The organism is Ramlibacter sp., assembly GCF_035554825.1.
GTDB lineage: Bacteria > Pseudomonadota > Gammaproteobacteria > Burkholderiales > Burkholderiaceae_C > Ramlibacter.
Map to the genome: position 1 here is coordinate 20,054 of NZ_DATMHS010000169.1, position 9,701 is coordinate 29,754.

Annotated in this window: 7 protein-coding genes and 1 pseudogene; 2 read left to right on the forward strand and 6 right to left on the reverse strand. The window is 69.6% G+C overall.

Going from position 1 to position 9,701, the window contains the following annotated elements; translation table 11 throughout:
* Positions 1-72: 72 nt before the first annotated feature.
* The 6 genes from VNT59_RS20410 to VNT59_RS20435 all read right to left on the reverse strand — a co-directional run bounded on the left by VNT59_RS20410 (position 73) and on the right by VNT59_RS20435 (position 7,977).
* On the reverse strand, positions 73-3,012 hold the full coding sequence (locus tag VNT59_RS20410; RefSeq protein ID WP_325501554.1) for a ribonucleoside-diphosphate reductase subunit alpha: 2,940 nt from the start codon (positions 3,010-3,012) through the stop codon (positions 73-75).
* A 201-nt stretch (positions 3,013-3,213) separates the two neighbouring features.
* Complete coding sequence (gene ampD / locus VNT59_RS20415) at positions 3,214-3,798, reverse strand: 1,6-anhydro-N-acetylmuramyl-L-alanine amidase AmpD (protein WP_325501556.1); 585 nt, start codon at positions 3,796-3,798, stop codon at positions 3,214-3,216.
* A complete protein-coding gene (locus tag VNT59_RS20420) occupies positions 3,782-5,227 on the reverse strand; it encodes a sigma-54 dependent transcriptional regulator (RefSeq protein ID WP_325501558.1) in 1,446 nt (481 codons plus the stop codon). Before VNT59_RS20420 ends, ampD begins: the two co-directional genes overlap by 17 nt.
* Positions 5,227-6,936 (reverse strand): sensor histidine kinase, encoded by a 1,710-nt coding sequence (locus VNT59_RS20425; RefSeq protein ID WP_325501560.1) that lies wholly within the window; start codon positions 6,934-6,936, stop codon positions 5,227-5,229. Before VNT59_RS20425 ends, VNT59_RS20420 begins: the two co-directional genes overlap by 1 nt.
* A 4-nt stretch (positions 6,937-6,940) precedes the next feature.
* The gene (locus VNT59_RS20430; protein ID WP_325501562.1) at positions 6,941-7,177 is read right to left on the reverse strand and encodes a PP0621 family protein; all 237 of its coding nucleotides are present in this window, start codon (positions 7,175-7,177) and stop codon (positions 6,941-6,943) included.
* On the reverse strand, positions 7,174-7,977 hold the full coding sequence (locus tag VNT59_RS20435; protein ID WP_325501564.1) for a cytochrome C assembly family protein: 804 nt from the start codon (positions 7,975-7,977) through the stop codon (positions 7,174-7,176). The genes VNT59_RS20430 and VNT59_RS20435 overlap by 4 nt, the downstream gene beginning before the upstream one ends.
* 76 nt (positions 7,978-8,053) lie before the next feature.
* Between VNT59_RS20435 and ffh the strand changes: the two genes are divergently transcribed.
* Together ffh and VNT59_RS20445 are read left to right on the forward strand one after the other, a co-directional pair.
* Positions 8,054-9,427 carry a signal recognition particle protein gene (ffh, locus tag VNT59_RS20440; RefSeq protein WP_325501566.1) on the forward strand — a complete coding sequence of 458 codons (1,374 nt, stop codon included), beginning with the start codon at positions 8,054-8,056 and terminating at the stop codon, positions 9,425-9,427.
* Between the two features lie 103 nt (positions 9,428-9,530).
* Positions 9,531-9,701 (forward strand): annotated as a pseudogene (locus tag VNT59_RS20445) (amidohydrolase); the annotation flags it as partial.

Sequence of the window (9,701 nt, forward strand, 5' to 3'; positions counted from 1 at the left end):
TTCGCGTCGCTGCCGGATTGTGTTGCTCAATTGCATCGGCGTTCTGTCGGAGAACGCCGACACATCGCTCGATTACTGACAGGCCTCGCACGACGGATCGTCGATGGCGCAGAACTTGATGTCCGTCGCCGGCGTCGCGTCCGCCGGCTGCGCGGTGGCGGCGTCGATCTGCGTGCGTGCCGCGGCGGCCGCGGCGTCGAGCGCGCTCATGCCGCCGCCGGCGTCGTTCGCCACCGCGTTGAGCCGGCCGGACTGCACCGTCGACTTCTCGGCGTGCGTGGCGCTGGTCGTGCGCAGGTAGTACGTCGTCTTCAGCCCGCGCAGCCACGCCAGCGTGTAGGTGTCGTGCAGCTTCTTGCCGGAGGCGCCCGCCATATAGATATTGAGCGACTGCGCCTGGTCGATCCACTTCTGGCGGCGCGCGGCGGCTTCCACCAGCCACTGGGGCTCGATCTCGAACGCGGTGGCGTAGAGCGACTTGACCTCTTGCGGCACGCGGTCGATCGGCCGCAGCGAGCCGTCGAAATGCTTCAGGTCCATGACCATCACTTCGTCCCACAGCCCCAGGCGCTTCAGGTCGCGCACCAGGTACTGGTTGATGACGGTGAACTCGCCGGACAGGTTGGACTTGACCGACAGGTTGCCGAAGCACGGCTCGATCGAGGCGTCCACGCCGATGATGTTGGAGATCGTCGCCGTCGGCGCGATCGCCACGCAATTGGAGTTGCGCATGCCGTCGCGGGCGATCTTCTGGCGCAGGGCATCCCAGTCGAGGGTGCTCGACCGGTCGACCTCGACCCAGCCGCCGCGCTGCTGCTGCAGCAGGTCCAGGCTGTCCAGCGGCAGGATGCCGCGGTCCCACAGCGAACCCCGGTAGCTGGAGTAGCGGCCGCGCTCGCGCGCCAGCTCGGTCGAGGCCCAGTACGCGTGGTAGCAGACGGCTTCCATCGAGCGGTCGGCGAACTCCACCGCCTCCTGCGAGGCGTACGGGATGCGCAGCTGGTACAGCGCGTCCTGAAAACCCATCACGCCCAGGCCGACCGGGCGGTGGCGCATGTTCGCGTCGCGCGCCTTCTTGACGGCGTAGTAGTTGATGTCGATGACGTTGTCCAGCATGCGCATCGCCGTGGTGACGGTACGGCGCAGCTTCTCGTGATCGAGCACGGCGGCGCCCGCGGCGTCGCTCTTGACGTGGTTGAGCAGGTTCACCGAGCCCAGGTTGCACACCGCCGTTTCGGTGTCGCTGGTGTTCAGCGTGATCTCGGTGCACAGGTTCGACGAGTGCACCACGCCGACGTGCTGCTGCGGCGAGCGGACGTTGCAGGCGTCCTTGAACGTGATCCAGGGGTGCCCGGTCTCGAACAGCATGCTGAGCATCTTGCGCCAGAGGTCCACGGCCCGGATGGTGCGGCTCGGCTTGATCTCGCCGCGCCTGGCCTTCTCTTCGTAGGCGACGTAGGCGCGCTCGAAGTCGGCGCCGATCAGGTCGTGCAGGTCCGGCACGTTGGACGGCGAGAACAGCGTCCACTCGCCCTGCTCGGCGACCCGGCGCATGAACAGGTCCGGGATCCAGTTGGCCGTGTTCATGTCGTGGGTGCGGCGGCGGTCGTCGCCGGTGTTCTTGCGCAGTTCCAGGAATTCCTCGACGTCCAGGTGCCAGGTTTCCAGGTAGGTGCAGACGGCGCCCTTGCGCTTGCCGCCCTGATTCACGGCGACGGCGGTGTCGTTGACCACCTTGAGGAACGGGACCACGCCCTGCGATTCGCCGTTGGTGCCCTTGATGTGCGAACCCAGCGCCCGCACGCGGGTCCAGTCGTTGCCGAGCCCGCCGGCGAACTTCGACAGCAGCGCGTTTTCCTTGATCGACTCGTAGATGCCGTCCAGGTCGTCGGGCACCGTCGTCAGGTAGCACGAGGACAGCTGGGAGCGCAGGGTGCCGCTGTTGAACAGCGTCGGCGTGCTGGACATGAAATCGAAGCTCGACAGCACCTCGTAGAACTCGATGGCGCGCGCTTCGCGGTCGATCTCGTTCAGCGCCAGGCCCATGGCGACGCGCATGAAGAAGGCCTGGGGCAGTTCGATGCGGGTCTTGCGGACATGCAGGAAGTAGCGGTCGTACAGCGTCTGCAGGCCCAGGTAGTCGAACTGGTGGTCGCGCTCGGCCTTGAGCGCTGCGCCCAGGCGCTTCAGGTCGTACTGCAGCAGCTTCTCGTCGAGCAGTTCGGCGTCGACGCCGCGCTTGATGAAGCCCGGGAAGTAGTCGGGGTAGCTGCCGGCCATGTCGGCCGGCGCCAGGTCGCGCCCGAGCACTTCCTTGAAGATCGTGTGCAGCAGCAGGCGCGCCGTGGCGTAGGTGTAGTCCGGATCCTTCTCGATCAGCGTCCGGGCCGCCAGGATCGAGGCCTTGTAGACCTCGTCCATGGGCACGCCGTCGTACAGGTTGCGCATGGTCTCGGCGACGATGGGGTCGGACTTAACGTCGGCCGACAGGCCCTGGCAGGCGGACTCGATCAGGTGTTTCAGGTGGTCGAGGTCGAGCGGCACGCGCTGGCCGCCGTCGAGCACGTGCAGCACCGGCGCCGCGGGGGTCTCGACGGTGCCCTGGCGCGCCCGTTCCTGCGCGCGGCGGTCGCGGTACAGCACGTAGGCGCGGGCGATGTCGTGATGGCCGCCGCGCATGAGGCCCAGTTCCACCTGGTCCTGCACGTCCTCGATGTGGAAGGTGCCGCCGCCGGGGCGCGAGCGCATCAGCGCGCGCACCACGGCCTGCGTCAGCTGGTCCACCGTCTCGCGGACGCTGGCCGAAGCGGCGCCCTGGGTGCCGTGCACCGCGAGGAACGCCTTCATCATGGCGATGGCGATCTTGTGCGGCTCGAACGGGACCACCGCGCCGTTGCGGCGGATGATCTGGTAGTGGGCGAGGGCGCTCGGCGCCATGCTGCCGGCCGAAGCGCCGACTGTCGGCGGCAAGGCGCTGCTTGCGGTGGATGGTGTGCTCACGGCTGTTTGCATGGGATCCCTTTCAACTTCTTGGAGAAATCAGGCCGGTGTTGCTGCCGGTCCTGGCTTGGCCACTGCGCCGCGCCAGGGCAGTGGAAGGTTGGCACTATATCTAGTGTGTGATGAGATGACAATGCGCTACCTGTAGCGTTTTCGCGTCAAGCGAATCGCTGCGCCGCAGCATGGCGGCGCGCCGCGGCGTGGCGCCGCCGGCTAGTCGGGGAAACACCCTGCCGGCCACGGCAGGCTGCGTCGCAGCAGCTGCCAGTCGAAGCCGGCGCCCGGGTCGCGCTTGCGCCCCGGAGCGATGTGTTCGTGGCCCGCGATGTGCTGGACCGGGTAGCGCTGGCCGATCGCCGCGCACAAGGCGCCGAGCGCCTCGTACTGCGCCGGCTCGAACGCCCGGCCTTCCAGGCCCTCGAGTTCGATGCCGATCGAATCGTCGTTGCAGTTCGCGCGGCCGCGGTATTGTGACAGCCCCGCGTGCCATGCGCGGTCGTCGCAGCTGACGAATTGCCACAGTTCGCCGTGGCGGCGGATGTAGAAGTGCGACGAGACGCTCAGGCCCTCGATGCCCTTGTAGTAAGGGTGGGCATTCCAGTCGAGGGTGTTCGTGAACAACCGCTGCACCTGATCCCCGCCATATTCGCCGGGCGGCAGGCTGATCGAGTGCACGACGATCAGGTCGACCTGCGCGCCGGCCGGCCTGGCGTTGCAGTTGGGCGACGCCAGCCGGCGCGCAAAGCGGTACCAGCCGTCCTGCCACAGCGCCGAGGGCGCGTCAGGCGGGTTCGTCATGGGCGTCGTCGCCGGGCGCCGTGATCGCGAGCCGGGCGATGCGGTAGCGGATCTGCCGCAGGCTCAGGCCCAGGCGCTGCGCGGCCGCGGTGCGGTTGAAGCCGCTTTCCTGCAGCGCCTTCACCAGGATCTCGCGCTCTTGCTGGTCCAGCCAGGCCTGCAGGTCGGCAGGCACGCCCTCGGCCGGCGGCGCCGCCGGCTCGCGGGCCTCGGCCGACCTCGCGGTGGTGGGCGCGAAATCCACCTGCAAGGCCTGCCCGTCGCTCAGGGCGACCGCGCGGTGCAACAGGTTCTCGAGTTCGCGCACATTGCCGGCCAGCGGGTGCTCGCACAGCTGCTGCAGCACGGCGGGCGCGAGCACCGGCACCGGCAGGCCCGACTCCTGGGCGATGCGTGCCAGCAGCGATTCGCACAGCGTCGGCAGGTCCTCGCGCCGCTCGCGCAGGGGCGGCACCAGGATCTCGATCACGTTGAGCCGGTAGAACAGGTCCTGCCGGAAGCGCTCGGCCCGCACCTCGGCGGCGAGGTCCTTGTGGGTGGCGCTGACGATGCGCACGTCCACGGCGTCTTCCTGGGTCGAGCCGAGCGCGCGCACCTGGCGCTCCTGGATCGCGCGCAGCAGTTTCGACTGCATCGGCAGCGGCAGGTCGCCGATCTCGTCGAGAAACAGCGTGCCGCCACGGGCGGCCTGGAAATAGCCTTCGCGATCCTGGTGGGCGCCGGTGTAGGAGCCTTTCTTCGCGCCGAAGAACTCCGCCTCCAGCAGCGCTTCGGGGATCGCGCTGCAGTTGACGGCGATGAACGGGCCTTCGGCGCGGTGGCTGCAGGCGTGGACCGCTCGCGCCACCAGTTCCTTGCCGGTGCCCGACTCGCCGCGCACCAGCACTGGCGCCATGCTGCGCGCCACCTTGGCGACGCGCTCCTTGACCTGCCGCATCGCCTGCGATTCGCCGACCAGCCGCTGCAGCGCGGCGGCGGCGGTGGCGGGGCATTCCCCGTTCGCGGCGGCGCGGGCCGGCCCGGCGCCGCGGGCCGCTCGCGCCGGCGCCGCGCTTTCCTGGATCGCGGAGGCGACGACGGACCGGAACTGCTTGAGGTCGACCGGCTTGGTCAGGTAGTCGAAGGCGCCGGCCTTGAGCGCTTCCACGGCGTTCTCCGCCGAGCCGTAGGCCGTCATGACGACGCAGCGTTCGCCGCGCTGCTGCGCTGCCATCCCGTGCAGCAGTTCCAGCCCCAGGCCGTCGGGCAGCCGCATGTCGGTGATCACGGCATCGAACCGGCGCCCCTCGAGGTGCTGCCAGGCTTCGGCCAGGCTGCCGGCGGCTTCCACCCGGTAGCCCTCGCGCAGCAGCGTGAGCTCGTACAGCGTGCGCAGGTCCGGTTCGTCGTCGACGACCAGGACCTGGTGGGGCGGAACCGTGGCGGACATCAGGCGGCCATTGTGTCAAAAGGCGCCGCGCCGGCAAGCTTGGAGCGCGCCGGACCGAAGCTCACGAAGAATTCGTTGCCTTCGCGCGCATGCGCCCCGGAGCCGGCGGCGCGCCGGCGATAGCCGATGGCGGCGCCGTGCCGCTCGCACAGCTCGCGGCAGATGTAGAGGCCCAGGCCGCTGGAGCGGCTCTCCGACGAGAAGAAGGGCTCGAACAGGCGCTGCTCCACGCTGGCGGACAGGGGCGCGCCGTCGCTCCACACCGTCAGCACGGGCTGGCCCTCGGCGAGCGCGGTGGCGACCCGGATCGAGTCGGGCTGCCCGCCGGCATAGCGCAAGGCGTTGTCCAGCAGGTTCACCAGCACCCGCCGCAGGTGCGGCGCCTCGAAGCGCACGCGCGCGCCGGGCGCGCCCAGCGCCACCTGCAGGCGCTCGCTGCTGCGGGTCTGCATCGCCCAGTCGCCGCACACGCCGGCCACCGCGGGATCGAGTTCCATCCGCGGCGCAGCGGCGCGGTCGCCGGGCTGGTTCTGCGCCACGTTGAGAATCTCGTCGACGATCTGCGCCAGCCGCTGCGTGTTCTTTCGCACCAGCGCGCTGAGCTGGCGCAACGCGGGCTCGCGCAGGTCTTCGTCCATCAGCGCGTTCGCCTGCGCGATCGCCGCCAGCGGATTGCGGATCTCGTGGGCGACGGCCGCCGACATGCGGCCCATGGCCGCGAGTTTCTCGGTGCGCAGCCGCCCCTCCAGTTCGCGCAGGTCCTGCACGAACATCACGCACAGGCTGGCGAACTGGGACGAGTCGGGGTTGGTCAGGCGGGAGCGCACGTGCAGGCGCCGCGTCTCGTCGCCCACCAGCGACATCGCGATGTCGGCCGACTGCGGCGTGCGCTCGCGGAAGGTGGTCCGTGCCAGCGCGGCCAGGGGCTCCCAGGCGGGCTGTCCCGACAGCGCGAATTCGACGCCCGGGCCGGCGTGCGGCAGTCCGAGCAGCGCCTGCGCCGCGGGATTGGCGGCGTGCACGCGCCATTTCGCATCCACCACCAGCACGCCGTCCGAGAGCGTCTCGATCACCAGCTGGTTCACTTGCGCCTGGGCCCGGGCCGCGCGCTGGCCCTGGCGGGCCGCGTGCTCTTCGCGCGACAGCCGCACCGCCATCTGGTTCACCAGCAGCGACAAGGCGAAGTAGCCGGTGCCGGTCAGGGCGGCCTGCAGGAAGCGGGTCGCGCTGTCGTCGGGGGCATGGAGCGACAGCACCCAGGCGTCGGTCAGCAGCAGCAGCGTCACGCCGGCGGCGGTGCCGAGCGCGAGCAGGGTCGAGCCCAGCACCGATCCCATCAGCACCGGCAACGCGAACAGCGGCGAATAGTTGATGCCGCCGGCCTGCAGGAACTGCAGCGTGGCGAACGCCACGAGGTCGATGCCGATCGTCGACACCCACTGCGGGTCGAACGAGGAGCCCGGCGGCCGCGGCCGGGTGAACAGCCGCACCGCCACGACCGCGGCCAGGTAGGTGAAACCGAGCGCCACCAGCCAGCCGCTGACATTGAAGGCCGGCGCCAGCAGGTGCAGCGCGGCCAGCAGCGCCAGCAGCACCAGCGCGATCCCGACGCGCGCCGTCATGAAGGCGCGCCACAGGCGCGCGAAGGCGGAATCCTGGGTGAGCTCGGCGGCGGCGGGCAGGGGGGCGAAGTCGGAGACCAGCTTCACGGCGTCAACCGGCGGCCCGCGAGCGGTGTTCGGCGCAGCAGTAGAACTGGCCGTCGGGGCCGGGCAGCGCATCCGAGCGCGGCACGTGCACCGAGCACACCGGGCACTCGATCATCTCCTGCTGGGCGACCTGAGGCGGCCGGCGGGCGGCGCTGCCGCCCGTGGCGCGGTCCTGCTGCCGGTTGCCGCGCCACAGCCAGGCCACCAGCAGCACGATGGCGATCAGCAGCAGGTACTTCATGCCGGCCGCTTGAGGACGACTTCCATCACGAAGCGCGAGCCGGCGTAGGCCAGCAGCAGCAGCAGCGAGCCGACGTACAGCACGCGCACGGCCTTGCGCCCGCGCCAGCCGAAGCGGGCGCGCCCGAGCAGCAGCCAGGCGAAGACGAGCCAGGCCAGGATCGAGAACACCGTCTTGTGGTCCCAGCGCACGACGTGCCCGGGCCCGTACAGCAGCTCGCTGAACACCAGCCCCGCCAGCAGCGTGGCCGACAGCAGGATGAAACCCGCCGTCGCGAAGCGGAAGGTGAGCCGCTCCAGCGTCAGCAGCGGCACCCCGGCCTGGGGATCGGCGGCATGGCGGATGCTGCGCTCGGCGCGGGTCATCAGCCAGGCGTGGACGACCGCGGCGGCGAACAGCCCGTACGACGACAGGCCCAGGGCCCAGTGCAGCGGCGCCCAGGGCGAGGTTTTCACGTGCAGTTCGCTGCCCGGAAACACCAGGGGCAGCAGCACGGCGAACGAGCCCAGCCCGGCGAGGGCCCAGCGTGCCTCGAGCTTAGGAAACATCTGCCGTTCGATGGCGTAGACGGTCAGCACCAGCCAAGCCGTGATCGAAATCGCGGGCGCGAACCCGAAGCGCGGCGGCGTTCCGAACATGCCCAGCGCCAGCACGATCGCGTGGAGCAGCCACCCCAGCAGCAAGGCGGTGCGCGCGGCGCGGTCGGAGAGGCGGCCCGCGCCGGCCGCCGGCACTGCGTACGCCGCGGCGGCTGCCAGCGTGAGCACCACACTGGGAAAGGGCGCACTCGCTAGAATCATGGGTCCACAGTTTAGCCGTGCTTGACTGCGACGCGAAGCTGCGGCGCGCCGCGCCGGTTGTCCCAGAGCAATCCCGATGGCTTCCTCCCTCACCGAAAGACTCTCCCGGCTCACCAAGGAGTTGCGGGGCCAGGCCCGCATCACCGAGTCGAACGTGCAGGACATGCTGCGCGAGGTGCGCATGGCCCTGCTGGAGGCCGACGTCGCCCTGCCGGTGGTGCGCGATTTCATTGCCCGCGTCAAGGAGAAGGCGCTGGGCCAGGAAGTCCTGGGCTCGCTCTCGCCCGGCCAGGCCCTGATCGGCATCGTCAACCGCGAGCTGGCGGCCACCATGGGCGAGGGCGTCAGCGACATCAACCTGCAGGCCCAGCCGCCGGCGGTGATCCTGATGGCCGGCCTGCAGGGCTCGGGCAAGACCACGACCACCGCCAAGCTGGCCAAGTACCTGATCGAGAAGCGCCGCAAGAAGGTGCTCACGGTGTCGGGCGACGTGTACCGGCCGGCCGCCATCGAGCAGCTCAAGACGGTGACGGCGCAGGCCGGCGCCGAATGGTTCCCCAGCTCGCCGGACCAGAAGCCGGTGGAGATCGCCCGGGCGGCGCTCGACCACGCCAAGCGCCAGTATTTCGACGTGCTGCTGGTCGATACCGCCGGCCGGCTGGCGATCGACGAGGCGCTGATGCGCGAGATCAAGGAACTGCATGCGGCGGTGCATCCGGTGGAGACGCTGTTCGTCGTCGACGCGATGCAGGGCCAGGACGCCGTGAACACCGCCAAGGCGTTCAAGGAGGCGCTGCCGCTCACCGGCATCGTGCTGACCAAGATGGACGGCGACTCGCGCGGCGGCGCGGCGCTCTCGGTGCGGCAGATCACGGGCGCGCCGATCAAGTTCGCCGGCGTCAGCGAGAAGCTCGACGGGCTGGAGGTGTTCGATGCCGAGCGCCATGCCGGCCGGATCCTCGGCATGGGCGACATCGTCGCCCTGGTGGAGCAGGTCACCGCGGGCGTGGACATGGAAGCCGCGCAGAAGCTCGCGGCCAAGGTCAAGAGCGGCGCCGGCTTCGACCTGAGCGACTTCCTGGCGCAGTTGCAGCAGATGAAGAGCATGGGCGGCCTGTCCACCCTGATGGACAAGCTGCCGGCCCAGATGCAGGCCAAGGCCGGCCAGGTCGACATGGACAAGGCCGAGCGCGACATCCGGCGCAAGGAAGGGATCATCCAGAGCATGACGCCGCTGGAGCGGCGCAAGCCCGAACTGATCAAGGCCACCCGCAAGCGCCGCATCGCGGCCGGCGCCGGCGTCCACGTCCAGGAAGTCAACCGCCTGCTCAACGAGTTCGAGCAGATGCAGGGGATGATGAAGAAGATGAAGGGCGGCGGCTTGATGAAGATGATGAAGAGGATGGGTGGGCTCGGCGGCAAGGGCGGCATGCCAAAGCTGCCTTTCTAGGGCCCAGCGGGCCCTGAAAGGCATTGCCTGTCTCAGGAACCCCCTCTCCCCATCCCTCTTCCCCGAGGGGGAGAGGGAGCCGATCGTTAGATATCCACCAACCATGAAACTTGTCGACGGCTTCGCCGATATTTCGCAATTCGTCGCGCTGCGGCGCGACATCCACGCGCATCCGGAACTCGGGTTCGAGGAACACCGCACCTCGGAGAAGGTGGCCGAGTTGCTGCGCGAATGGGGGCTCGAGGTCCACACCGGCATTGCCGGCACGGGCGTC

What these genes read in the sequence shown, in the direction of transcription:
- VNT59_RS20420 (WP_325501558.1), bottom strand. Translation starts at nt 5,227, where the DNA reads ATGTCCGCCACGGTTCCGCCCCACCAGGTCCTGGTCGTCGACGACGAA.
- VNT59_RS20435 (WP_325501564.1), bottom strand. Translation starts at nt 7,977, where the DNA reads ATGATTCTAGCGAGTGCGCCCTTTCCCAGTGTGGTGCTCACGCTGGCA.
- ampD (WP_325501556.1), bottom strand. Translation starts at nt 3,798, where the DNA reads ATGACGAACCCGCCTGACGCGCCCTCGGCGCTGTGGCAGGACGGCTGG.
- ffh (WP_325501566.1), top strand. Translation starts at nt 8,054, where the DNA reads ATGGCTTCCTCCCTCACCGAAAGACTCTCCCGGCTCACCAAGGAGTTG.
- VNT59_RS20430 (WP_325501562.1), bottom strand. Translation starts at nt 7,177, where the DNA reads ATGAAGTACCTGCTGCTGATCGCCATCGTGCTGCTGGTGGCCTGGCTG.
- VNT59_RS20410 (WP_325501554.1), bottom strand. Translation starts at nt 3,012, where the DNA reads ATGCAAACAGCCGTGAGCACACCATCCACCGCAAGCAGCGCCTTGCCG.